Below are 22,201 nucleotides of genomic sequence, written 5' to 3'. Positions count from 1 at the left end.
CCTGGGAGCGCGCGCCGTGAGGCTTTGCTGTTCATGTGCATGGGTTCTGGTGGGATGAGAGGGAAAGGGGAGGGGCTATTCACTGACGGACTCGAACTCGGTGCGGCGGTTCTGCTGGCGGCCGGCCGCGTCGTCGTTGCTGGCAATGGGCCGGTCCGGTCCGTAGCCCTTCGCCTCGAGGCGGCTCGCCTCCACGCCGCGCTCGATGAGGAAGCGGCGCACGGCCTCGGCGCGGTCCTGGGACAGCTTGATGTTGTAGTCGCGCGCGCCGCGGTTGTCGGTGTGGCCGGCGATGCGCAGGCGGATGAGCTCCGGGTGGGCCTTGAGGATGCTGGCCACCTCCTCGAGGAGGGGGAAGGACTCGGCGAGGATTTCGGACTTGCTGGTGGCGAAGCGGACCTGGTCGCGGATTTCGATGCGGCCCGACTTGAGCTCGGCGAGCTTGGGCTTCTCCGGGACAGGCGCTGGAGGAGGCGTGGGCTGCACCGCGGGCTCCGGCGCGGGCGGCGGAGGCGGAGGGCAGCCACGGTGGGCGGCGTCACCGGGCTCGTTCGGGCAGGCGTCTTGCGCGTCGGGGATGCCGTCATGGTCGGCGTCCGGGGGCGGAGGCGGCGCGGCACAGGGAGCGGGCTCGGGGGCCGGTGCGGGCACGCACGCGGGCGCGGGCGTGGGCTCCGGCGCGGCCTGGGGCTCCTCCTTCACGCGTGTCTGGGGGAAGGGGCGGAAGGAGACTCCCGCGAAGGCGCGGAACACCGGGTTGCCCGGCATCTGGCCGATGCCCGGGCCCGCCAGCGCGTACACCTCCAGCTGCTTGGACAGCGGGTAGCGGGCACCCGCGAGCAGCTCCAGGGCACTGCGGGTCTGCGTGAGGGACACGAGGCCGCGGGCGCTCAGCTCGCCGCGCAGGCCCTCCCCCAGCGTGCTGACGGAGGCTCCCAGGGTGACGTAGCTGCCCACCTCGTCGATGACGCGGGGGGAGTAGTTGGAGAGCCGGTTGTACTGGCGGACGACGGTGCTCACCTCCACGCCCAGCCGGAGCAAGGAGCCGAAGTCGCGGCCGAAGCCGGCCCCGGCGGTGAATGCGAGCCCCGGCCCCGGGTCCTGCGAGAGCCCTTCCTTGCTACCGAAGGGCAGCGTCAATCCCAGGTTGAGGCCGATGTCCCCCAGCGCCGAGGCGGACTGGCGTGCGAGCACGAAGCGGCCCTGCAGCAGGGGCGCGCCGAGCACCGTGCCCGAGACGGGCGCGATGCCGTGGGAGGTCAGGTCATCGCCCACCTGCATGAGCACCACGGGCAGCTGGAGCGCCAGCTCGATGCTGTCATGGAGGCCATAGGCGACGCCGAGGTGGCTGCTCAGACGGGGGCCGATGACGGCACCCTGGCGCACGCCGTTCACCATGAAGACCAGCGGGTCATGCTGGTACTGGGCGGCCAGGGAGAGGCGGAGGTCACCTCGCACCAGGGTGTCGCCGGTGCTGAGCAGGAGCGAGTGCTGGCCACCCGGGCTGAGCGTCACCTGCTCGATGTCGAAGGATTTGACGGGGGTGGTCTGCGCGAGCGCTGGAGCGGCGGCGAGCGCGCCGAAGAGGACGGTGGTGCGAAGTTTCACGGGAGGCTCGGGGCGAAATGGGGCTGCGTGCCTGCTGTGAGTGACAGGCCCCCCCTTGGGTTGCATCCGCTGTGCCGGGCGTTTCGGGGCGTCAGCGTCACCTGCGCCCGCTTCGCGTTGCAGGACGGGCACACCCCTCGTTCCACGTGCTGACGTGTCAACCGGGACGAGGGACGTGTCCGCTGACGTGTCAGCCGCCCCATTCGAGCCACATGCCGTCCCGACACCGCCCAGGGCGTCTCCTCGTGGACCGGCACCACCCGTGTCGGCATGGTGAAAGCGGCTGGCCTCGACCCGGGCCGGGTCACGTTCGTTGCCGCGGACTTCGAGAAGGAGGACTGGCTCGAGCGGCTCGTGGACGCGGGTTTTGACGCCAGCAAACCGGCACTCTTCCTGCGCAAGCTCGCCAGCACCGCCAGGGGCAGCGTCGTCGCGTTCGACTACATCACGACCGAGCCTCTCGAATCGCGGGGGCTCTCCTGGAGTCTGGCGAGAGCGGCGGCCAGGGCCGGCGGAGAACCACTGAAATCCGGCATCGAGAGCACTCCGCCGGTGAGCGAGTGCCTGGCCGGGTTGCTCCAGTCTTGCGGACTCTCACTCGGCGAGCACCAGCTCCTTGGGCAGGAGACGGGAGGAAAGCGCGCATGGGGCGGCTTCGCCACCGCGGTGGTGACGTAGGCGGAGCCCCTCGTCTGGAGCGAATCGTGAAGGTGCGGACCTGGAACGTCCTTCACCGCGTGCACGCCGAGAACCACGGCGAGCTGTCTGATCACCGCCCCGTCGCCGCGACCGTGACGTGAGCCGCGGTCCCCTCCCTGACGCGGGTGGACGCGCGAGGATTCCGAGCCGGGCCCTCGCGCTCCGGCTCACTGGATGTCGTAGCGATTCGTGATGATGGCGCTCATCGCGTAGTTGCCGCCATCGACGGAGATGGTGAGGGGCTTGCCGAGCCAGCTGCTCAGCCCGGAGACGAACCCCGTGCACTGCGAGCAGAGCACGACGCCGTTGCGGGTGACGTTCCAAGTCCCGTCGATCCGGTCCATCTGCGAAATGGGGGTCGCCGAAACGAGCTGGAACTCATAGGTCTCACCGGCGCTCGTCTTGGCGCGGGCGAAGGCGAACGCGAAGGAGGTGCTGACGTTCCAGCTCACCGCGGTATCGACGGATGCCGGGGTCTGGGTGGTACCCAGCGTGGTGAGACTGCCAGGCTGGTTCGCCCAGGAGCTGTAGACAGGGTTGGCCGAGGCGACAGCGGGCACCAGGGCGGACAGCGCGACCAGCAGGCGAAGGCTCTTCATGGAGTCATCCTCTCCTTGGGGGGAGCCCCATCATCTTGATGGAATTAAATGGATGTCAATGAATCCGTGTTTTACCTTTTTGTTGAATGATGAGGGGGTGGGCGCGAAGGGAAGCGCAGGCTGCTGCTGGCGTACGTAGCTCCCCATGAGGGGTTGCCCGCCGCCTCGAGTCGAGTCCACTCCTGACGAGGTCAGTCCAACCCCGTCTTGCCCGGTGCCCAGTAGGCCTTGGTCCGGGAGTCCACCGCGCTGATGCCGCGGGTCTTCAGGCCCCGGCGCACGGCCTGGATGGCCGCCGCGCGGCCCGAGAGGACGAGGCGGGCACCCGGCTGCGCCCGCAGGGCCGAGGCGACAGCGTCCACCAGCGCCTCATGGTGGCCGTCGCCCGGTTGGCGCTCGACGAGGACGGCCGAGCTGCCCAGGCCGAGGACGTCGAGGACGCCGCGCGTCTCGGCGGGGTCCGTCACCTCCAGCACCGTGGGGCCTGCGGTGCCACGCGCGAGCGCCAGACCCACGCTCGTCTCGTCTCCCACGACGAGGATGGGCCGCGGCGCATCGCCGACAGGGAGCGAGGAGCGGGGGCCGAACACCTGGATGGCGTCGCCGCGACGGACCTCTCGCGCCCATCGTGTCCCCGGCCCTTCGCCATGGAGGTAGACGAGCAGCTCGGTCTCTCCCGTGCGCGCATCCCAGCGGAAGGGCGTGTAGGCGCGCGTGCCGACGGAGGGCAAGAACAGCTGCACCTTGTCGCCAGGCGTCCAGGTGACACCCTGCAACCCGGGCCCGCCGAGGACGAGGTGGCGAAAGTGGGGGCTGACGGCTTCGGTTCGCGTGACGGTGGCGTCGCGGAACAGCACGCGGCCGACGAGGCCCTGCACGAATGCCTTGGGGGAGGCCATGAGACTCCTGGGTTGGAAGGGCCGCTCCACCCCTCACCGAGGGGTCTCGGCTCCCTCCGCGAAGGCGCGCTGGACGAGCGCATGGAAGGGCGCGTGGGCCGGAAGCGTGCCGAACGTCTGTCCGTGTGCACCGGCCAGCCGCGACTCGCAGAAGGCGTCCGAGACCTGGGAGTTGCCCGCGCGGATGAGGACAGAGGCCTGCAGTGCCAGCGCGAGGCGCTCGACGATGAACCGCGCGCGCGACTCGAGCGTGCTCAGGTCATCGAACTCCTTCGCCAGGCGCGAGGCCTCGGCGTCGAGCGCCGGATGGCCTCCCCGGGCGGCGAGGATCTCCTCGAACAGGGCGTCGCGGCTGGCCGGCTCGCGCGTGGCGGCGCGCAGCATGTCCAGACACTGGATGTTGCCGCTGCCCTCCCAGATGGAGTTGAGCGGGGCCTGCCGGTAGAGCCGCGCGAGGTTCGACTCCTCGACGTAGCCGGCACCGCCGAGGCACTCCTGCGCCTCGTTGATGAAGGCGGGCGCGCGCTTGCACACCCAGTACTTGCCGATGGCCGTCGCGATACGGCCAAAGGCCGCTTCCCGGGCTTCCCGGTGGCTCGCGTCCACGGCCCGGGCCACGCGCGCGGTGAGCGCGGTATGTGCTTCCGATTCGAGCGCCAGATCCGCGAGCACATTGAGCATCAGCGGTTGCTCGATCAGCCGCTTGCCGAAGGTCTTGCGGTGGCGTGCATGGTGGATGGCCTGCACGAGCGCCTGGCGCATCTGGCCGCTCGAGCCGATCATGCAGTCCTGGCGCGTGAGGGCCACCATCTCGAGAATGGTGGAGACGCCGCGGCCCTCCTCGCCCACCATCCAGGCGGTGGCGCCCTGGAACTCGACCTCGGAGCTGGCGTTGCTCCAGTCCCCGAGCTTGTCCTTGAGGCGCTGGATGCGGATGGCATTGCGCTCCCCGTCCGGGGTGAAGCGCGGCAGCAGGAAGCAGGACAGCCCGCCCTCGGCCTGTGCGAGCACGAGGAACGCGTCGCTCATGGGGGCCGAGAAGAACCACTTGTGGCCGACGAGCGCATAGGGCTGCCCGGGCCCGCGGCTCCCGAGCTGCTGTGCCCGCGTGGTGTTGGTCCGCACATCCGAGCCGCCCTGCTTCTCGGTCATGCCCATGCCGATGGTGGCGCCCCGCTTCTGCGCCGCGGGGATGAAGCGCGCGTCATAGGTGGTCGAGCTCACGCGGGGCAGCCACTCCCGGGCGAGCTCGGGCTGGCGGCGCAGCGTGGGCACGCTGGCGTACGTCATCGTCAGGGGGCAACTCGTGCCCTGATCGGCCTGGTTGTGCAGGTAGAACAGCGCCATGCGGGCCACGTGCGCACCGGGCCTGTCCTCGTGGCGCCAGGCGAAGTTCGGTACGCCGTGGGCGACACCCAGCTCCATGAGGCGGTGGTAGGCGGGATGGAACTCCACCTCGTCCAGGCGGTTGCCATAGCGGTCGAACGGCTTGAGCTTCGGCTTGTTCTCGTTGGCCGTGAACCCGAGCTGCATCAGCTCACCGCCCACGACGGGGCCGTACTTCGCGAGCTCGGCCTCCGCCCAGGCGCCGCCTTCCCGGGTCACGGCTTCACGCAACACCGTGTCGGTCGCCCACGCGTCATAGGTGAGGGGCGGGGGCTGGTTGGTGACCTGGTGCGTGATGAAGCCTTCGGCGACGGAGCGAAGTTCGTCCATGGAGGGATTCCTACTCCGCTCGAGCCCACCGCGGGAACTACCTTCCCGAGAGCTTCCGCACCGCGCGCACGTTGGCGTAGCCCCAGGCCACGAGCGGCACATACAGCATGCTGAAGTTGGCCAGGCCCGAGCAGTACCGGCTGGAGAACGCTTCGATCACCTTCCAGCGATCCCGGAAGGTGTTCCAGGCCAGCACCCCGCCGCCGATGAGCGAGAGCAGCACCAGAGGGGGGAACCGCGAGGCGGGGTCTCCCGGCATCAGCGTCACCAGGGGCAGGGTGATGAGGGTGGTGCACACGAATGACGCAATCCAGGCCTGGAGGAGGAAGGCGAAGAAGACGTAGATCCTGGCCGCGTACTTGCCGCGCTCCATGTACAGCTGCTCACCGGCCGCGTCTCCGTAGAGCGGGAGCTCGAGCTGGGCCGCGGCGGAGACTCCAGCGGGGAGGGCCTTCGCATCCAGCCGGAGCCGCCCTGACTCCACATCCTCCACACGCTTCCAGGGGGGCAGGTGGCGCCCGGCCAACAAGGCCAGGACGTGCGCGTTGAAGCCCTCGGCATCCAGGTCCAGCACGGGTTTGGCCCGCCAGGGAGCGTCCACGGACGTCCACACGGCGATCCGCCGCGAGAACCAGCCAAGCGCCTGGATCGAGGAGAGCGGGGTCGTGTCCCCGTCGTGGTACAGGTTCTGGTCGTCCATCCTCCACCCGTCCCCCTGGAGCTCTCCCTGCGCGAGGCGCTGCCGGGCGGCATGGGCCACCCGCTTCGCGAGCAGCTCGAGGAAGCCGTCGAGCCCGGACTCCTCATACTTGGGGGTGAACTGCTCCACGCGTGCCTGGGCTTCGGGCGCCCGGAGGCGGAGGCTCTGCCGCGTTCCGCCGAAGAGGACCGGGCGGACGGCCACCGCGAAATCGAGGGCCTGAAGGGGGAAGCGGAGCTGCTCGCCACCCCGGGTGAGGAGCAGAGCCTCACGGTCGAGCGTCAGAGTGCCGCGACTCCCGCTCCGGCGCTTCCACCCGGGGACGCTCAGCGCGCAGAAGGTGAGGCCCAGCACGCCGTAGACAGCCCCGAGCACCCCAGTTCCGAGCTTCCCTGGCGGGAGGCGCCCCAGCAACGCGGCGATGGCGCAGCCGAGGCTCGAGAGGCCCAGGATGAGCAGGGACAGGGAGCCGCTGTATGCGCGCAGCGGGGGAGGCTGGACCTGATGCTCCTCGCGCTCGGGGCCTGTATCCGCGAGCGGATCCGGCCCCTGCGGCTGTGAAGCGGGTTTTCCCGCGGAATTGAAGGACCAGGCTGCTGGACTGTTCAAGATGGCTTTCCCCCTCGGTGACCTGGAGCGTGCTCCAGCATCAAACCCTATCCTGTTCCGGGGGCGGACACGACAACGCCCCCGGCCGACAGCCCCGGAGGCGTTGATAGCGACGGTGCTCCACCATAGGGCGGACGCTAGATCGTCGGCATGAAGACCTTGAAGCCGCTGCGGCCACCGGCGCCGAGCGTGTTGCGCTCGATGAAGTCGCTCACGGACGAGCGGCCGTCCCCGGTGGTGATGGCGGTGTGGCCGTAGATGCTGCCCAGGCGCGACGAGGTCTTCTCCCAGGTGAGCACGAGGCCCGGAATCTTCAGCGCCTCCTCGAGCGACATGTTGACCTGCTTGAACTTGTCACGCGGCAGGTTGTTGTCGATCTGGTTGCCATTGCCCCAGACCTTGAAGCCGAAGGCATTCTGGATGGCCTTGCTCACGCCGGTGGCGCACAGGCCCTGGCTGTTGTAGCCGCCGATGCTCATCGCGGCCGCGCGGCCGGCGCTCGCGAGCTTGCGCATCGCGGGAGTCACCTGGCCCGGCTTCCCGGCGCCACCGCTCCCCTGGACATGCCCGCCGCCGCTGGTGCCGCCGCTGCGGCCCGAGCCACCGGACGCCTTCGTGCCGCCACCGCGGGTACCGCCCCGGGTGGGCTCGAAGCTGTCATTCCGGGCGTGGCCAGGGATGCGCAGCGTCTTTCCCGCGTAGATCAAGTTCGGGTTGGCGATCTTGTTGACGCGAGCCAACTCCGAGACGCTGGTCTTGAAACGGGAGGCGAGGGCCGAGAGGGTGTCGCCCTGGCGGATGCGGTAGGTGGACATGAAGATCTCCTGGAACAATTATCGAAGCGCCCTCCGCGGAGTTGCGCCCGAATTTCCCAGGCTCTTGGAATCCACCCACGCCCACGGCCGCCACCCGGAGAATCCTGAATCAAACCGGGTAGATGGGTGGCGGCGGGGTCTACTGGCGGCTGGTCAGAGATCCGCAACCGGGCAGATATTCTGCACGCAGCAGTTCCAACAGGCGGTGCGGGTTCCGCCGGCGGCCTCACAGGCGCTGATGCACGCCGCCATCTCCGGCGTGATGCTGGGGGTGTTGCCTCCCGTGGTGGGGCTGGAGGCGAAGGCGGACGCGCCCCCCACGAACAGACCGAACACAAAAACGCTCGCGGCGATCAGATTCTTCTTCATCTCAGACTCCTCCGGACGTGCGCCCCTGCCTGGGACGTGCACAGACGATAGTCCATACACTTCACTCGCGTCCATTCCGCGGACGCACTCAAAGTGAGTCGTCTTGGATCCACTCGAGCAGCCAGCAGCCCTTCCGGATGAAGAAGAACGATGTCTGGTAGTCCGTATCGGGCTTGCTGAGGAAGACTTCGGCCTTGTCGTCGCCGTCCGGAGCCCAGCGCATCGTCAGGCCGTCCTGCTGCTGCCGTTGGAGGCTCGGCAGGAGCGGGAACCGCAGCTCGGCGCCGTCCACCCTCCGGGTGACGCGCTTCGGCTCCGGCTCGGCCGCGGCATCGATGGAATCGATTCGCAGCGGCCGGACGGTGAAGGCCTCCTGAACGCTCGCATCGTTCGCGAACGCCGTCAGGAAGGTGCCGAAGTCCTGCGAGGGACAGGCCGCCTGGGGCGGCGCGGGTTCCGGAACATGGGAACCCGTGGCCGCCCTGCAGGAAACCAACCCAGACATCAGGACCAGCAACGCTGGACGCACGGGGCTCAGTTACCGAACTGGAGCTCGCCGGGCGGCGGGTTGTTTCCGCCGTCCGAGAGGCCGAACAACGACTCGGCCAGACGGTACTCGTTGTAGGCGGGCGAGCTGGCCAGGATGCTCGCCGCCATGGTGGGATCGAGGGGCTTGCCGTCGTAGTCGGACAACAGGCCACCCAGACCCATGTGGCCCATGAACTGCTCGTTGGCCCGCGCCTGCAGCTGCTGCATCTGCTCCCGGCTCATGGTCAGGGTGATGGGCTCATCGCTGTCACGCGCGGCCTTGGCCTTGGCCTCGTCACCGGTGTAGGCGTACACCAGGATCTCGCGGAAGTTCGCATCATCCGTGTCGAACTTGTACGTGTAGCTCTCGCTGCCCGGGATGAGCTTGCCGCTCTGGTCGAAGCGCTGCGAGATGTTGAGGTCCGGGTGATCTCCCCCGTACACCAGGTCCAGCGAGCGCGTCGTCGTCCCGTCCGGGTGGTGGGTGATGAGCATGTCGCCGGTGTTCGCGGCGCCCTCGGCGCTCAGCTCGATGGGCCCGAGCTCCAGCCCGAACTCGGTCTGCGACTCGTACTTCACCCGCTCCAGGCGCAGGGCGTTGCTCACCCCCGCACCGTCCCGCTCCGGCAGCCGGCCGCTCTGGCGGAAGGTGTCGTAGGCCTGCTGGCCCTGGGGGTTGGACAGGTCGAACGTGGCCGTGCGCAGTTGGTAGTTGGTGAGGGTGTCGGTGCGGCCGCCGGACACCGAGACGGGGCCCACGCCCACGCTGATCTTCCCCTCGTTCTCGATGAACTGCTTGGGGCCCGCCGTCACCTGCACGCTGTTCCCCGTGCGGCTCATCTCGATCATCATCCCCTCGCCCTCGCGGATGTCGCTGGACATGCCCAGCTCGGCCGCGTGGTAGGAGATGCCCACCTCCATGGAGGTGCCCGTGAACTGCGACTGCTCGAGGCGCACCGAGCCGCCATCCGGCAGCGTGTTCGGGTCGAGCGGGTGGGGCGGAGGAATCTCGCCGCGCCGCATGCGCTCGAAGTCCGCCTCCGACATCCGCACCTCGTACTCCATCTGATTGCCGGCGGAGACGCCCCCGCCCACCGTCACGGCCTTGAGCTCCAGCTCGCCCGTGGCGGACACGGACGTCTCCGCGTTCATGGTGACGGTGACGAAGCCGTCCTCGCGCTTCACCTCGCTCTCGAGCGAGGAGCTGAAATTCACCTGCACCGGCCCGGGCTGGTCCGGGTAGTTCACCGTGACGGGGCCCACCTGGGCGCTGTCGGTGGCGACGTTGTAGTCCTGGGGGTTGGCCGGGTTGGGCAGGTTGTTGGGGACGCTCGGCGGCTGGTCGGCCACCATCATCCGCTGCAGCGCGGGCGGCACGTTGGCCGCGGCCAGCGCCTTGGCGCGCTCGGGCGAGCCCGGCTCGGTGGCGAACACCTTGGCGGCGGTGGTGCCGGGCATCGTGCCCACCTCGCGGTACTGGGGCTGCTCGCGCAGGTACGCCTGCATGTCCTCGTAGCTCTTGCCGCTGCTCGGGTCGAGCACCCGCTCACCCTGGCGCACCACCACGTGGCCCGTCTGCCCCTCCTGGCCCGCGCGCTGGTCCTGCAGGAAGACCAGCTCCGAGCGGGCCTGCAGCTGGGGCGTGCTCTTGGAGATGAAGTCCGCGGCCTGGTCCAGGCAGTTGACGCTGCCGTCCCGGGTGTTCTCCGTGAAGAGCGAGGAGGCCGGGGCGGCCGTCTGCCCATCCAGCTTCACGGTGTTGCGGGCCGCCTTCGTCTCGAAGCTCGACTGCTGCGACGCCGTGCGCGCCGCCTGGGCCGCCGCCTCGCGTGCCGCCTGGGCCGCCGCCTCGCGCGCCGCCGCCTGGGCCGCCTGACGCGCCGCTTCGGCCGCCGCCTGCCGGGCCGCATCCGCCTGAGCCTGAATGGCCGTGGAGACTCCGCCACCATCCGCGCGCTTGATGCTCATTTCGTCTGATCCTCGAAGGCGGACTGCGGGCCGGGGAGCGCGGAAAGCGCGTCCGAGGGCAGTCGCACTTTCTCATTATCGGATGGGGGGCCTCGCGGTTGCGTCGCGGGATGACGCTTTTTCGCGACATCCCCGAATGATTCCGTGCCCTTGTGCCGAAGGGTCGCATGCCTGCCCACCTCGTGCGACATCCACGGGGCCGCTCTGGCTTGGGGCGCGGGCGCGTGGTGGAGGCATCCGGCAGGCGGGCCGGCGCGTGAGCGGGAGGACGCTGGACGTGTCCGGCTCAGGAGATGATGAAGCCCGCCTGGCCTCGCAGCCACACCAGGTTGTACGTCTGGAGCTGGTCACCGAAGGGGTGGGGGCGGGGGTGCTCGTGGCTGCGGGTGTAGATACCCACCGTGGAGACGGGCGCCTCACTGCCCTGGAGGATGTCGACCCGCGGGAGCACGAGGGTGAAATAAAGCGAGGCCTCCCCGTCGGAGCCTTGCGTGAGTGTGAGGGTCACCAGCGTGCCGAGCTCCGTGTCATGCAGGTGCAGCTCTCTTCCCCGGGCGCTCACGGCCCGCGTCCGATCCTTGTAATAGAAGAGTGGCTCGCCGGTGAGGCTGGTGCCCAGGAAGCTGACCTGGATGTCCCGGGTGCGTAACACGAAATGATTGGCGTGGATGAGGCGGGCGGTCACGCCCTGGCTCGAGGTCTCCGATGTCTGGGTCATGGAAGGCTCCTTTCCTAGAGGTGGAACCCGCTCGCCAGGGATGTCACGGGGGCCATCCCGTGCATCTCCACTCCCCGGTCGAGCATCGGCACTCACGTGCTCACGTGCCGTACGCGTGGCCTCCATCTGGATGTCTGGGATTGAGCCAGACCCCCAACCCAGGAGCGAGTGCCATGAACAAGGAGATGATCATCCGGGCCTGGAAGGATCCGGTGTACCGCGCCAGTCTTTCCCCCGAGCAGCGTGCCGCCATTCCCGAGTCTCCCTCGGGAATACCCCTCAACGAGGTGGATGAGTCGGAGCTGGACGGTGTCGTGGGTGGACGGCCGCCTCTCACCTATCCGATCTGTTTCACGGAGCCCAAGACGGTCTACAAATGCCCCACCGGGCAGATCTACATCAGCGCCTGCTATTGCCCCACCCAGCCCGTGACGACCATCTTCTAGGGCCGGTGAGGCTCACTTCGCCAGCGGCACGCCCAGGTCCTGGAGCACCTTGAAGTCGAACACCAGCATGCCGCCCCAGGAGAAGGCGCGGCCGTTGGCGAGGTCGAACTGGGCGAAGGGCATCACCGAGAGGATGTCGAGGAAGCCCACCCGGGGCCCCACGCCCAGGTGGAGCGGACGGTTCTCGGCGCCTTCCAGGCGCTTGGACCAGAGCAGATGCGCGCCGATGCCGAACTTGAACTCCTTGGCCCACGAGCGTGCGTAGGGCGCCCAGTTCATCGGCCGGAAGTCGAGCGCCGCATAGGGGCCGAGGTGCTCGGCCGCGAAGAGGTTCGCTGCATCGCCATACACCCCGGCGGACCAGTACCAGGAGGGCACCCTCAGGGCCGTGCCCTTCTCGTCGAAGCGCCACTCGCCCAGCGAGCCCCCCAGGTGCAGTCCGAGCCCCGTCGAGCCGACCCAGTCCCCGCGGTACCGGTACCCCAGGGCCAGCGGGCGGATGAAGAACTGCAACCGCCGGCCGAGGGGATTGGGATCCTTCCACGCCGAGTGGGGCTCCTCCTCGGGGGGACAGAGGGCCTGATTGCCGTTCTCATCCCGCGGATTGGGCTGACGGCAGGTGTCGCACTCATCGCCCACACCATCGTCGTCCGCATCCTCATGCTCGCCATCCTGCACGGGCACGAGCGGACAGAGGTCGCAGCTGTCTCCGGCCCCATCCCCGTCACTGTCCTCCTGGCCGGGATTCTTGTTGAACGGGCAGTTGTCGGCGCACGCCTGCATCCGCTCGGGATTGCAGGGGGGCGCCTCCAACTGGCCTGGGGGCAGATCCGGGACGCCATCCTTGTCGGTGTCGGCGGCGGCGGGCGGGGTGGCCGGTGGAGTCTGGGCGGCGGCCGGAGCCAGCGCGAGCAGGAGGACGGTGAGCAGTGGGAGCGGAGTGGCGCGCATCAGAGGCAGAGCTCGAAGACGAGGGAGTCACTGCAGAGCCGCGAGTGTTCCCCCGCGGGGAGACGGCGGATGGTGGCCTCGTCCTGCACCCACGAGGGCAACCGGTCGCGGGTGAACTGGTCCGGGACGAGGCTGTCGCCGCCCACGAAGATGACCTCCTCGGTGCTCGGGAAGTTCGGGAGCCGGAAGGGCGTGTCGATGTTGTTGCCCTGGATGATGCGGATGAAGTCGAGCTTGCGCAGGGGCTCGAAGTAGCCGGACGAGGTGGCCTGGTACAGGGCCCGGGCCCGCTCGAGCATTCCCGCGTCGATGTGCTGCGAGAGGTCCACGGGCGTACCGGGCGCGGGCAGGAGCCCGGCGTTCATCCAGGTGGATTCCAGGAGCAGATCCGGGCGGTTGGGGTTGCCCTTGGTGATGCTCCAGCGCGGCAGCATCTGGTAGATGGCGGGCCAGGTGCGCACCACGTCCTTCGGGATGGATTCCTTGAAGAGGGTGCCCTGCAGCAGGGCGATCAGCGCGTTCACGGTGCCGAAGAAGGGCACGCCCACGAAACTCACGCCCTGGACGAGCCGCGCCAGCTCCTCGGCGCCGAGGAACCGGGCCGCCGCCATGACCACGAGCCCTCCCTGCGAGTGCGCCACGAGCCGCCAGCGGTCCCCCCGCGCCGCCTCGGCCTGGAGCTGCTCGGCGAGGCGCTTGCCGCTGTAGCGGATGTCGAGCCGCCAGTCGTAATCGAAGAAGTCCCACTTGGGGAACGCGTGCCCGAACGGCTCATACGCGAGCGTCATGTACCCGCGGGCGACGAGCACGTTGTCGAGCGGCTCGAGGGACTCCGGATCCGCCGCGTACTTGCAACGGAGCGTCTGCGCGGCACCGGCCTGGGTGAGGAGCTCGAAGATGGTCGCGGTCCGCGCGCCCCCGGCGCTCTCGTAGAGCACTCCTCCCGTTCCCGGGACCACCATCTGGCGGCGTGGCATGGCATCCCCCCTGTCGCTCGGGGAAGCCAACACCAGACACGCACGGAGGGTCTAACGCCTCGCGCCCGCAACGGCCATCACCTGACAAACGGGGGCCGGGATGTTCAGCGCTCACTCCTTCAACTGGGAGAGGGGGCCCGTGCCATCGTCCCCGAAGCGGCTCACGTCCACCCCCACCGAGTCCAGCATGGAGATGAACAGGTTGGCGATGGGCTGCCCGCCGTAGCGCACGTGCCGTCCTGGCGTCACCGCGCCCCCGCCGCGCCCCGCGAGCACCACCGGCATGTCCGTGTGCCCGTGCGAGTTGCCATCCGCCACCTCGCTGCCGAAGTACACCAGCGCGTTGTCCAGCAGCGTCGCCTCGCCCTCCTGGACGGACTTCATCCGCTGCAGCAGGTAGCTGAACTGCTCCAGCTCCCACCGGTCTATCTTCGCGAGCGCCGCGTGGTTCTCCGCGTTGTTCTGGTGGTGCGAGTACGTGTGGTGCCCGCTCGTCAGCCCGAGGAAGTCATACACCCGGTCGCTGCGCGCGTTGCCGAGCATGAAGGTCGCCACCCGTGTCAGGTCGCACTGGAAGGCGAGCACCATCAGGTCGCACATCACCTTCGTCTTCTCGCGCACGTCCTCCGTCCGCTCGGGCCTCGGTCCCTTCGAGCACGTGGGGGCCTGCTGGTCGAGCGCCGCCACGCGCAGCTCCAGCTCGCGCACGCTGGTGAAGTACTCGTCCAGCTTGCGCTGGTCCCTCGCCCCCAGCCGCTGCTTCAGCGCCCGCGCGTCCTCGCTCACGAAGTCCAGGATGCTCTGCTCGTAGGCCTTGCGCCGCTCTATCTGCGCCCGCGTCGCGTCCGGGTCGAAGCCCGCGAAGAGCCGGTCGAACACCGCCTGCGGGTTCGTCTCCTTCGCCCGGGGGCTGGTGGGCCCCGCCCAGGAGATGTTGCGCGCGTAGGCGCAGCTGAAGTTGGCGTCACAGGAGCCCGTTCCATCTCCTCCGTCGTTGCCCAACTCCAGCGAGGGCAGCCGCGTGTGGGGCCGCAGCGCCTTGGCGGCCACCTGGTCCATGGAGACGCCCGCGCGGACGCCGTCCTGCCTGTCCGTCTTGACCACCTTCACGCAGGAGAGGAAGGCGCCCGTGCCCGCCGCGTGGTGGCCGAACTCGTCCGGCCGTCCGGGCTCGTGCGACAGCCCGGAGAGCACCAGCACGTCATCCTTCACCGGTGCCAGGGGTTGCAGCGTGGGCGACAGCGTCCAGCCGCGCCCGCTGCCCCGGGGCGTGAAGTTCGGCATGTAGAGGCCGCAGGGCACGTAGAAGACGGCCAGGCGGCGGGGAGCACTTCCGGGCTCGGCCGCCCGGGCCACCCGGGGCTCCATCTGCTCCAGCACCGGCAGCGCCATCAGCGCTCCCAGGCCTCGGAGCAACGTCCGCCGGGACAGCCGGATGTTCTTCATCGCGAGCCCTCCACGTCCGAGCTCCCCGGCTCCCCGCGGCGGTGGGTGAAGGCCTCGCTCCGGATGAGGGAGAGGATGAGGTCCGATAGCCGGCCCCCGCGCTCACCCGCATTGCTCGCGATGTCCTCCAGCGTGCAGGCGTCCGCGTTCATCGGCCCTCGCCCCAGCCCGTAGACGAGCAGGTGCTGGGTGATGCAGCGCTCCAACGCCGGGTCCGCATCGAGCAGGGCGCGCAGCTCCACTCCGTCCTTGACGTTGGTGTCTCCCAGCAGGTCGCGCACCGTGTTGTCGTACTCGGCGCGGTTGAGCTGGTGCAGGGTGATGCGGCCCGGGTCCCTCGGGGCCAGGCAGGCCGGGGTGCTGCCGGTGGGCCCCGTCTGGGATTGCGCGGGCGCCGGGGGCAATACCTTCGCTTTCGGTAGCTCGTTGCTCGTACATCCGGCGAGCAGCAGCGCACAGGCCGCGCCCGCCCATGTCTTGCGCCAGCCGCGTGGGACCCCATCGTACACGTCGGACCTCCTTTCCCGACGGAGGTCCTGAGCAATTTCGCCACCAACCCCTCTCCCCGTCGGGCTCCGCATCACCGCCCCTGTGGGAGGGACGGGGCGGTGTCGGGAACCCATCGGATGCCTGGGCAAGAGAGTGGACGGTGACGGAAGCGAAGTGCCTCTCGCGGGTCGCCGCTTGCGTCACCGTGGGGCGTGCGCGTTCACAGCCTTCGCCAGCAGGATGTGGTCCCTGGTTGCTGGTGCTGCGACATGATGGGCACCGCGAAGGGAGAAGACATGCCGCACCGTTTCATGCGCCGTTGGGGAGGAGTGCTCGCGGGCTGCTTGCTACTCGGGGCTTGTGTGAGCACGCCCGGCCGTGGGGCCCCGCGCAGCTATGCGTTGGATTCACTGCGGGCCGGCTGTCTGAAGAATCCGCTCCTTTGCGCCACCGCGAGTGGAAGCGAGGTGGCCACCGGGCCGGTGCAGACGGTGGGGGCGGCCGTGGCATCCGCCGCCGCGGTGGGCCACGCGCTGACTCCCGAGATGAAGACCTCCATCAAGGAGGAGATGGAGGAATGCGCGGACAAGGCGCGCACGGAGGTGTTGTCGCGACTCAGGGGGACCTTCGAGGGGTTGGTCCCCAAGGCGGCCGAGTGCAAGGCCATGACGGTGGACGCACAGGGCCGGAGCGTGACGTGGGCCATCCGGTTGGGGCTGGAGATGCACGAGGTGGCGCTGGCGTGTGCGCAGGCGAAGCTGGGTGAGCGAGGCCTGCGGTTCAGCCTCAAGCAGCGCTACCGGTTCAACCGGGAGACGAAGGAGAAGTCCCTCATCAGCCCCGAGGAACTGGCGAAACTGCTGCGGCAAGGGGGCGAGGAATTGAAGGGGACGCTGGAGCCGGATGTGGTCATCCATACGGGAGACCCGCTCCAGGTGCTGGCTGTCTATGACTTCAAGTTCCGCTGTGTGAACTTCGACCAGGAACCCGGGTGGAGAACATACCCTCCGGGACATCGGTACGCGGGCCGGTCGCAGGGGAGTATATACAAGGATGCATTTGGCCCCGAGGTCCACCCCATCGGTCCTCGGAAAGGAGTGTTCTGGTGAGTGAGCGCTATCCGAGGATCCGCCTGCGCGCGAGGTTCGGCGGCTACTCGGTGACCGATGGTTTGCGGCTGGATTTCTACATGCGCCGGCCGCACACGGAGATGGCGCGGGCCGTGATGCGCTCGATGGACACCTACGTGAACGCGGTAGGCGCGGAGAATCTCGGCTTCTACGTGGACGACGAGGGAGATGGTCAGGAACTCGATGCGGAGGGTTGGGCGCTCAACCGGTGCAAGCTGCTGGAGATGCGCTGGCCTCGAGTCATCCTGGTAGATGCCAGGGCAAGCGGGCCGCAGAGATACCATTTCGAGTACTACGGCAACGCGCGCATCGATGACCCCGAGTGGAGAGGCTCGGACAAGGAGGCGTGTGTAGCCTCGTTCTGGCTCTCCACGGAGTACCTGGAGGAGCACGGCCCGGAGCGGGTGCGCGCACTGGCGTTGGAAGTGGCCGCCCCGCTGCCCTTCTGCTCCGGCAATGGGGGGCTGGCCTTCCTGGGTCCGCTCGGCGAGGAGATTCGTGAGCGGTGCTTCCGCTACCCGGGCATGGACATCCCCGATGTGGAGTCCTTCGCGTACAACATCGGCACGCGGGTGCGAGGCCCCTCGTGGCTCACGTTCCTGGGCCAGCCGGTGTTGGGAGAGCTGGGCGGCGTGGACGCCTTGCGCGCGCGGCTGCACTCGCCGGGAACCACGGTGCAGGACCTGGACGGAGGACGGGCGGTGGTGACGCTCGGCGAATGGCCGGAGGCGGGCGACACCGAGCAGGGCCGCACGCTCCCCGCCTACCGTGAGCTGGCTCGCGTGCTGGAGCCCTGGCATTACGAAGGGCCCCTGTACGACAAGGACTTCTCTCCCGAGGACAGGCGCCGCTGGGAGCGCCGGTTCCTCGACTGACCTCGGCTCCTGCCTCAGCGCGCCAGCTGGAACACGAAGGCGTTGGCGCCCGGCGCGGGGCTCAGCGGGCCGGTGCCGAAGTCCACCGGCGCCCGGAAGGTGCCGGTGAGCGCGCTCTCGCCATAGCTCGACACGGACAGGTCCACCGGCAGCGCCTGGGCGGACGGGTACGTCTGGCTCCACTGCAGCTTGCCCGTGGAGCGCTGGAGCCGCAGCACGTACACGTTGGTCGCCCCCGGATAGCCCTCCAGCGTGCCCAGGCCGAGGCCGAAGTCCTCGCCTCCCGTGTAGCGGCCCGCCACCACCACGCCCGAGCCCTGGTCCATCTCCAGCAGGCCCCACGTGCTGCCGAGCAGCGAGCCCCACTGCGCGTCTCCCTCCTTCCCGTAGGCGAGCGCGAAGCCTCGGCTCGTGGGCGCGGCCAGCTCCTGTCCGCGGAAGACGATCTTCCCCGTGAAATAGCCAGACACCGCCACCACGCCCCCGTGCGCCGCCACGCTCATGGCCACGCCCGTGGCGCCCTCGAGCTGCCGCGTCCACTGGGGCGTGCCCTCGGAGGTGAGCCGCGAGAGGAAGGGCGTGAGGAGCGGGGAGGGCGGGACGAAGCGGCCACCGGCCAGGTACAGCTCTCCCGCGTCATCCTGTGCGAGGTCCATCGACACGCCGCGCGCGGAGTCGACGAACACCCAGCGCAGCGTGCCCTGGGCGTCGTACTGCACGAGGTATGGATTGCTGGCGCCGGTGACGGGGCCGTTGCCGAAGTCCACCCGGCCCGTCAGCGTGCCCGCGGTGGTGATGTGGCCCCGCGTGTTGACGGCCAGCTCCGTGGCGGTGGTGGGCAGGGCGCGCGCCCAGAGCGGCTCTCCATTCCCATCCACCCGCGCCAGGAAGGCTCCGGCCGGCAGCACGCGCCCGCCGAGCTCCAGCCCTCCGCTCTGCACGCCCGTGAGGACCACGCTGTCGTAGGGCTCCACCGCGAGGGCCAGGCCCCGCACGTACGGGGTGCCCGTGCCCGCGGGCGCCACGAGCAACCGCGTCCACAGCAGCCTGCCCTGCATCGAGTACTTGGAGAGGACCAGCACGGAGGCGCCCGAGGACGAGCCGAGGGGGCCCTCTCCGGCGTCGACGGGCGTGCGGTGGTTGCCCAGGGTGAGGAGGTTGCCCCGCGAGTCGTGCACGACGGCCACGGGCGCATCGGTGTCCGTCGCGCTGCGCACCGTGTGCACCCACTGCGTCTGGCCTCCGGTGTCACGGCGCCGCGGTACGGTCCGCGCCGCCAGCTCCTGTTGCGCGAGGTCCTCGGCCAGCAGCTCCTCGCCGGGTCCGCAGCCCGCGAGCACGGCCATCACGAGCAAGAGGACGGACTGGGGGTAGGCTCGCTTCATCTCTCCGGCCATGACTGCCTCCTGCCGGTCGATGCCGGCGCTCGTAGGGCCAAGGTGGGGGTTGCCCGCCGAGGTCTCAACGGTGAAGACGGTCGCCGGTTCGAGCCTCTTGTCCGAGAGGACATAGCGCCCGTCGGGCCTTCAACAACGCTGTGCACCGAGAGGCTTCCAGTTTTTGAGAAGCTGCGCCCCTGCCTGCTTCATGCGGTGGCGCCGTGTATGGGGCCAGGAGCGCCAGTGGTGAAATGGCGGGAGTTTCCCAGCGGAGGTGCCGCGTGACGGATGCCGAGTGTCTGGAGTTGCTGCGGTGGGCCGCGTCGCACTTGCAACTGCGCTACGAGGGCTTCCGGCGCGTGCGCGGGCAGGTGTGCAAGCGCGTGGGCCGGAGGATGAAGGCGCTCGGCGTGCCGGGGCTGGCCGCCTACCTCGCGCGGCTGGAGGCGGACCCGGCCGAGCGCGCCGTGCTGGATGCGCTGTGCCGCGTCACCATCTCGCGCTTCTACCGGGACCAGGGCGTCTTCGACGCGCTGCGGGAGCCGTTGCTGCCCCAGATATTGGAGGCCGCACGAGCCCGGGGCGAGTCCACCTTGCGCGTGTGGAGCGCGGGGTGTGCCTCGGGGGAGGAGCCCTACAGCGTGGCCGTGCTCTTCCGGCTGGGCCTGCGGCCGCGCTTCCCGGACTTCCGCCTGGAGCTGGTGGCCACCGACGCGGACGCCTCGCTGCTGGAGCGGGCCCGCCGCGGCTGCTACCGGCGCGCCACGCTGCGCGAGCTGCCCGCGGGTTGGGTGGACGAGGCCTTCTCCTCCCAGGGCGGCGAGCTGTGCCTGCGGCCCGAGTACCGCGAGGGGCTCGACTTCCGCTGCGAGGACTTGCGCCAGGGCATGCCCGAGGGCCCCTTCCACCTGGTGCTCTGCCGCAACGTGGCCTTCACCTACTTCGCCCGGCCGGTGCAGCGCGAGGTGCTGGCGCGGCTGTTGGAGCGGCTGGTGCCCGGGGGCGTGCTCGCCCTTGGCGCCCACGAGTCCCTCCCCGAGGACGCGCAGGGCCTCGTGCGCGCCGCGGGAGCACTGCCCCTCTTCCACCCCGCCGGCCCGCGCGGTTGACGCGCGCCGACTTGATGGAATTCAACAAATCCGTTAAGCGCGTTATTCTCTCATTTTCTGCGGAACCGGAAAGCCCCGGAGCAGGAAGGATGCGAGCTTATGCGTAAGGTTTTGGGTGCAGTCGCGGCAGTGATGCTGTTGGGCTGTGGTGGTGGCGCGCGCACGGACGGTGCGGCGCAGGCCGTGGACGGCCTGGAGCTGAAGCAGGCGTCCGGCGCCGTGTCGGGCCGCTTCGCGCAGGCGGGCACCGAGGCCCAATTCTCCTCCAAGCAGGTGGAGGAGGGCGTCTACCGGATTGAGGTGCGGCAGAACGGCATGACGCTGACGGGCCTGGTGGACACGGCCAACGGCGTGATGTCGCTGGACGGCTTTGGCGAGGAGACGGGCCAGGACACGCAGATGCTGGACGGGGACCGCGAGGTGCTGTCGGGCCTGTACGCGGCGCTCAACGCGCAGCTGCCCGCGGGTGACGCGGCGGCGCCCGAGGCCAAGTTCCTGCGGCGCGCGGTGAGCCTCTGGTCGCAGCACCCCTCCTCCGTGGAGTTGCAGCGCACGGTGATGGGCGAGGAGGGCCGTGGCTACACCATGCTGTGCAGCTACGCCAAGTGCAACGGCTCCTGGACGGGCACCTGCAACGGCTATTACAACTGGTACTCGTACGCCAAGCACGACTGCCAGCACGGCGGCTTCGACTACACGGGCAACCAGCAGATCGCCCAGCTCGGTGACCACTTCTCGTGCAGCGGCGACGAGTACTACATGAGCAACGGCGCCTTCGTGTGCGGCGAGCCGGACCACTGGAGCCGCCCGAAGGTGATCGGCATCTGCTTCGGCCGCTGCGGTGGTGGCTGCGGTGGTGACACCCAGTACACGCTGGACGCCACCAACCACGACGGCTGCGTGCGCAACGGCCACGCGCTGGCGAGCGCCTACTGCGACGACCAGTTCACCTCGGCCAGCGACGACGAGATGTTCGCCGGCAACTGCTACTGATGATGCGCTGGCTGAACAGGAGGGCGGTGCCGCGCGCGGCGCTGTGGCTGGGCCTGGTGGCCGCCCTCGGCTGTAACTCGGAGTCCCGGAAGACCGAGGCCGCGCGGGCCACGGTGCAGCGCTTCTTCGAGGCGCTGCCCTCGGGCGACTGCGCGGTGCTCGCTCCCTTGCTGACCGGCAAGGAGGGCGACACCTGCCAGGCGACCGTGGAGGAGCTGAACGAGCACGGCGTCTCCCTGGTGGAGGTGCTGGACGCGAAGGTGGACGGGCGGGACTCGAGCGCGGTGGTGGTGCGCGCGCGGGTGGCGCGGGATGGGCAGGTGCGCGAGCAACCGATGTTGCTGCGCGTGGAGCAGCATCCGGAAGGCTGGAAGCTGCGCCTATAATGGACGAGCGATGAACAACCGGTCCCGTTTCCTTCTCCCTCTTGGCGCGGCGCTGCTGTTGGGCGCCGCGCTGGTGTTGCGCTTCCTGCTCACCGGGCCCGAGGCCACGGCTCCGGCCGCGACGGCTCCGTCCATGACGGCGTCCCCGGCCTCGACGGCCGCGTCCGAATCCTCTCCGGCCGCCGTGAGGGGGCAGCCGTCCGCGCTGGTGAAGTCCGAGCCGCGGGCGGTGGTGTCCTCGGAGGGGCGTGGGGCGACGGTGGTGCCGACCGGCCCCGGGGACGAGGTGCCGGAACCGGAGGTGGAGAACGCGCCGCCCCAGCAGAACGATCCCATCAAGCCGGAGCTGCCGCAGACGGCGGAGTGGAAGCACGGGAAGCTGGTGCGCATCACGGAGCTGATGGAGCGGGACGTGGAGCGGCTGGAGGAGGAGAGGGCGGTGGCGGAGGCGAATGGGGACAAGGAGGAGGCGAAGCGGCTGGAGGTGCAGCTGTCGCGTCACCGGGCGAGGCTGACGAAGCTGAACGAGGAGACGGCGGCCCTGGCGGGGCAGGCGAGCCAGGAGCGGGCGGCTCAGTAGCCGTAGCCCGTGAGCCCACTTCCCCCGCGCGAGCCCACTTCCCCGCGCGAGCTCACTTCCCCGCGCGAGCTCACTTCCCCGCGCGAGCCCACTTCTCCGCGCGAGCCCACTTCCCCCGCGTGAGTTCATTTCCCCTCTCCCCTCGGGAGAGGGACGGGGTGAGGGTATCGGATGAACTCAGGTTGTGATCGCGCAGTGGGTCCGCGCACCCC

23 protein-coding genes are annotated in these 22,201 nt (G+C 69.5%); 8 read left to right on the top strand and 15 right to left on the bottom strand.

Going from position 1 to position 22,201, the window contains the following annotated elements; all coding sequences use genetic code 11:
- Positions 1 to 75: 75 nt before the first annotated feature.
- Positions 76 to 1,608, bottom strand: coding sequence for an OmpA family protein (locus NR798_RS44530; protein ID WP_375768707.1), 1,533 nt, complete (start codon positions 1,606 to 1,608; stop codon positions 76 to 78).
- Positions 1,609 to 1,878: 270 nt separating this feature from the next.
- Here NR798_RS44530 and NR798_RS44525 point away from each other — a divergent pair, with 270 nt between their 5' ends.
- Positions 1,879 to 2,286, top strand: a complete 408-nt coding sequence (locus NR798_RS44525; RefSeq protein WP_375768706.1) for a class I SAM-dependent methyltransferase — start codon at positions 1,879 to 1,881, stop codon at positions 2,284 to 2,286.
- 188 nt (positions 2,287 to 2,474) lie between these two features.
- Here NR798_RS44525 and NR798_RS44520 read toward each other — a convergent pair whose 3' ends face one another.
- The 9 genes from NR798_RS44520 to NR798_RS44480 form a co-directional block, all read right to left on the bottom strand.
- Positions 2,475 to 2,906, bottom strand: a complete 432-nt coding sequence (locus tag NR798_RS44520; RefSeq protein WP_375768705.1) for a hypothetical protein — start codon at positions 2,904 to 2,906, stop codon at positions 2,475 to 2,477.
- A 191-nt stretch (positions 2,907 to 3,097) separates the two neighbouring features.
- Entirely contained in the window at positions 3,098 to 3,805 is a 708-nt protein-coding gene (locus tag NR798_RS44515; protein WP_375768704.1) for a siderophore-interacting protein, read from the bottom strand.
- Positions 3,806 to 3,838: 33 nt separating this feature from the next.
- Positions 3,839 to 5,521 (bottom strand): isovaleryl-CoA dehydrogenase, encoded by a 1,683-nt coding sequence (locus NR798_RS44510; protein WP_375768703.1) that lies wholly within the window; start codon positions 5,519 to 5,521, stop codon positions 3,839 to 3,841.
- 37 nt (positions 5,522 to 5,558) lie between these two features.
- Positions 5,559 to 6,830 carry a hypothetical protein gene (locus NR798_RS44505; protein ID WP_375768702.1) on the bottom strand — a complete coding sequence of 424 codons (1,272 nt, stop codon included), beginning with the start codon at positions 6,828 to 6,830 and terminating at the stop codon, positions 5,559 to 5,561.
- Positions 6,831 to 6,967: 137 nt separating this feature from the next.
- Complete coding sequence (locus NR798_RS44500; protein ID WP_375768701.1) at positions 6,968 to 7,645, bottom strand: LysM domain-containing protein; 678 nt, start codon at positions 7,643 to 7,645, stop codon at positions 6,968 to 6,970.
- 153 nt (positions 7,646 to 7,798) lie between these two features.
- Positions 7,799 to 8,014: a hypothetical protein gene (locus NR798_RS44495; RefSeq protein WP_375768700.1), complete on the bottom strand. Its 216-nt coding sequence runs from the start codon at positions 8,012 to 8,014 to the stop codon at positions 7,799 to 7,801.
- Positions 8,015 to 8,102: 88 nt separating this feature from the next.
- Complete coding sequence (locus NR798_RS44490; RefSeq protein ID WP_375768699.1) at positions 8,103 to 8,519, bottom strand: hypothetical protein; 417 nt, start codon at positions 8,517 to 8,519, stop codon at positions 8,103 to 8,105.
- A 29-nt stretch (positions 8,520 to 8,548) separates the two neighbouring features.
- Positions 8,549 to 10,510: a hypothetical protein gene (locus NR798_RS44485; protein ID WP_375768698.1), complete on the bottom strand. Its 1,962-nt coding sequence runs from the start codon at positions 10,508 to 10,510 to the stop codon at positions 8,549 to 8,551.
- A 286-nt stretch (positions 10,511 to 10,796) separates the two neighbouring features.
- The gene (locus NR798_RS44480; RefSeq protein WP_375768697.1) at positions 10,797 to 11,228 is read right to left on the bottom strand and encodes a hypothetical protein; all 432 of its coding nucleotides are present in this window, start codon (positions 11,226 to 11,228) and stop codon (positions 10,797 to 10,799) included.
- 173 nt (positions 11,229 to 11,401) lie between these two features.
- On the opposite strand from NR798_RS44480, the gene NR798_RS44475 reads away from it, so the two are divergent.
- Positions 11,402 to 11,674 (top strand): mersacidin/lichenicidin family type 2 lantibiotic, encoded by a 273-nt coding sequence (locus NR798_RS44475; RefSeq protein WP_375768696.1) that lies wholly within the window; start codon positions 11,402 to 11,404, stop codon positions 11,672 to 11,674.
- A gap of 12 nt (positions 11,675 to 11,686) precedes the next feature.
- Here the strand turns inward: NR798_RS44475 and NR798_RS44470 are convergent, their stop codons facing one another.
- The 4 genes from NR798_RS44470 to NR798_RS44455 all read right to left on the bottom strand — a co-directional run bounded on the left by NR798_RS44470 (position 11,687) and on the right by NR798_RS44455 (position 15,557).
- Positions 11,687 to 12,625, bottom strand: a complete 939-nt coding sequence (locus NR798_RS44470) for a thrombospondin type 3 repeat-containing protein (protein WP_375768695.1) — start codon at positions 12,623 to 12,625, stop codon at positions 11,687 to 11,689.
- Complete coding sequence (locus tag NR798_RS44465) at positions 12,625 to 13,602, bottom strand: esterase/lipase family protein (RefSeq protein ID WP_375768694.1); 978 nt, start codon at positions 13,600 to 13,602, stop codon at positions 12,625 to 12,627. The genes NR798_RS44470 and NR798_RS44465 overlap by 1 nt, the downstream gene beginning before the upstream one ends.
- 111 nt (positions 13,603 to 13,713) lie before the next feature.
- Positions 13,714 to 15,048, bottom strand: coding sequence for a DUF1552 domain-containing protein (locus NR798_RS44460; protein ID WP_375768693.1), 1,335 nt, complete (start codon positions 15,046 to 15,048; stop codon positions 13,714 to 13,716).
- Positions 15,045 to 15,557, bottom strand: coding sequence for a DUF1585 domain-containing protein (locus tag NR798_RS44455; protein WP_375768692.1), 513 nt, complete (start codon positions 15,555 to 15,557; stop codon positions 15,045 to 15,047). Before NR798_RS44455 ends, NR798_RS44460 begins: the two co-directional genes overlap by 4 nt.
- Before the next feature lie 462 nt (positions 15,558 to 16,019).
- On the opposite strand from NR798_RS44455, the gene NR798_RS44450 reads away from it, so the two are divergent.
- A complete protein-coding gene (locus tag NR798_RS44450; protein WP_375768691.1) occupies positions 16,020 to 16,646 on the top strand; it encodes a hypothetical protein in 627 nt (208 codons plus the stop codon).
- Positions 16,643 to 17,542, top strand: coding sequence for a DUF3396 domain-containing protein (locus NR798_RS44445; protein ID WP_375768690.1), 900 nt, complete (start codon positions 16,643 to 16,645; stop codon positions 17,540 to 17,542). Before NR798_RS44450 ends, NR798_RS44445 begins: the two co-directional genes overlap by 4 nt.
- Positions 17,543 to 17,556: 14 nt before the next feature.
- Here NR798_RS44445 and NR798_RS44440 read toward each other — a convergent pair whose 3' ends face one another.
- On the bottom strand, positions 17,557 to 18,939 hold the full coding sequence (locus NR798_RS44440) for a hypothetical protein (protein ID WP_375768689.1): 1,383 nt from the start codon (positions 18,937 to 18,939) through the stop codon (positions 17,557 to 17,559).
- A gap of 263 nt (positions 18,940 to 19,202) precedes the next feature.
- Here NR798_RS44440 and NR798_RS44435 point away from each other — a divergent pair, with 263 nt between their 5' ends.
- The 4 genes from NR798_RS44435 (at position 19,203) to NR798_RS44420 (ending at position 21,989) form a co-directional block, all read left to right on the top strand.
- Positions 19,203 to 20,030 carry a CheR family methyltransferase gene (locus NR798_RS44435; protein WP_375768688.1) on the top strand — a complete coding sequence of 276 codons (828 nt, stop codon included), beginning with the start codon at positions 19,203 to 19,205 and terminating at the stop codon, positions 20,028 to 20,030.
- Positions 20,031 to 20,129: 99 nt separating this feature from the next.
- Positions 20,130 to 21,023, top strand: coding sequence for a hypothetical protein (locus tag NR798_RS44430; RefSeq protein ID WP_375768687.1), 894 nt, complete (start codon positions 20,130 to 20,132; stop codon positions 21,021 to 21,023).
- Positions 21,023 to 21,409, top strand: a complete 387-nt coding sequence (locus tag NR798_RS44425; protein ID WP_375768686.1) for a hypothetical protein — start codon at positions 21,023 to 21,025, stop codon at positions 21,407 to 21,409. Before NR798_RS44430 ends, NR798_RS44425 begins: the two co-directional genes overlap by 1 nt.
- A gap of 10 nt (positions 21,410 to 21,419) precedes the next feature.
- Positions 21,420 to 21,989, top strand: coding sequence for a hypothetical protein (locus NR798_RS44420; RefSeq protein WP_375768685.1), 570 nt, complete (start codon positions 21,420 to 21,422; stop codon positions 21,987 to 21,989).
- The last annotated feature ends 212 nt before the right edge of the window (positions 21,990 to 22,201 follow it).

Source organism: Archangium gephyra (assembly GCF_042230915.1).
GTDB lineage: Bacteria > Myxococcota > Myxococcia > Myxococcales > Myxococcaceae > Archangium > Archangium gephyra_B.
This window is presented reverse-complemented; position numbering and strand designations above follow the sequence as displayed.

Bases quoted from the DNA above. Each gene is read 5' to 3' on its own strand.
- NR798_RS44500 (WP_375768701.1), bottom strand. From the start codon at position 7,645: ATGTCCACCTACCGCATCCGCCAGGGCGACACCCTCTCGGCCCTCGCC.
- NR798_RS44480 (WP_375768697.1), bottom strand. From the start codon at position 11,228: ATGACCCAGACATCGGAGACCTCGAGCCAGGGCGTGACCGCCCGCCTC.
- NR798_RS44470 (WP_375768695.1), bottom strand. From the start codon at position 12,625: ATGCGCGCCACTCCGCTCCCACTGCTCACCGTCCTCCTGCTCGCGCTG.
- NR798_RS44515 (WP_375768704.1), bottom strand. From the start codon at position 3,805: ATGGCCTCCCCCAAGGCATTCGTGCAGGGCCTCGTCGGCCGCGTGCTG.
- NR798_RS44510 (WP_375768703.1), bottom strand. From the start codon at position 5,521: ATGGACGAACTTCGCTCCGTCGCCGAAGGCTTCATCACGCACCAGGTC.
- NR798_RS44430 (WP_375768687.1), top strand. From the start codon at position 20,130: ATGCGTAAGGTTTTGGGTGCAGTCGCGGCAGTGATGCTGTTGGGCTGT.
- NR798_RS44440 (WP_375768689.1), bottom strand. From the start codon at position 18,939: ATGGCCGGAGAGATGAAGCGAGCCTACCCCCAGTCCGTCCTCTTGCTC.
- NR798_RS44465 (WP_375768694.1), bottom strand. From the start codon at position 13,602: ATGCCACGCCGCCAGATGGTGGTCCCGGGAACGGGAGGAGTGCTCTAC.
- NR798_RS44420 (WP_375768685.1), top strand. From the start codon at position 21,420: ATGAACAACCGGTCCCGTTTCCTTCTCCCTCTTGGCGCGGCGCTGCTG.
- NR798_RS44460 (WP_375768693.1), bottom strand. From the start codon at position 15,048: ATGAAGAACATCCGGCTGTCCCGGCGGACGTTGCTCCGAGGCCTGGGA.
- NR798_RS44525 (WP_375768706.1), top strand. From the start codon at position 1,879: ATGGTGAAAGCGGCTGGCCTCGACCCGGGCCGGGTCACGTTCGTTGCC.
- NR798_RS44485 (WP_375768698.1), bottom strand. From the start codon at position 10,510: ATGAGCATCAAGCGCGCGGATGGTGGCGGAGTCTCCACGGCCATTCAG.
- NR798_RS44495 (WP_375768700.1), bottom strand. From the start codon at position 8,014: ATGAAGAAGAATCTGATCGCCGCGAGCGTTTTTGTGTTCGGTCTGTTC.
- NR798_RS44425 (WP_375768686.1), top strand. From the start codon at position 21,023: ATGATGCGCTGGCTGAACAGGAGGGCGGTGCCGCGCGCGGCGCTGTGG.
- NR798_RS44520 (WP_375768705.1), bottom strand. From the start codon at position 2,906: ATGAAGAGCCTTCGCCTGCTGGTCGCGCTGTCCGCCCTGGTGCCCGCT.
- NR798_RS44475 (WP_375768696.1), top strand. From the start codon at position 11,402: ATGAACAAGGAGATGATCATCCGGGCCTGGAAGGATCCGGTGTACCGC.
- NR798_RS44490 (WP_375768699.1), bottom strand. From the start codon at position 8,519: ATGTCTGGGTTGGTTTCCTGCAGGGCGGCCACGGGTTCCCATGTTCCG.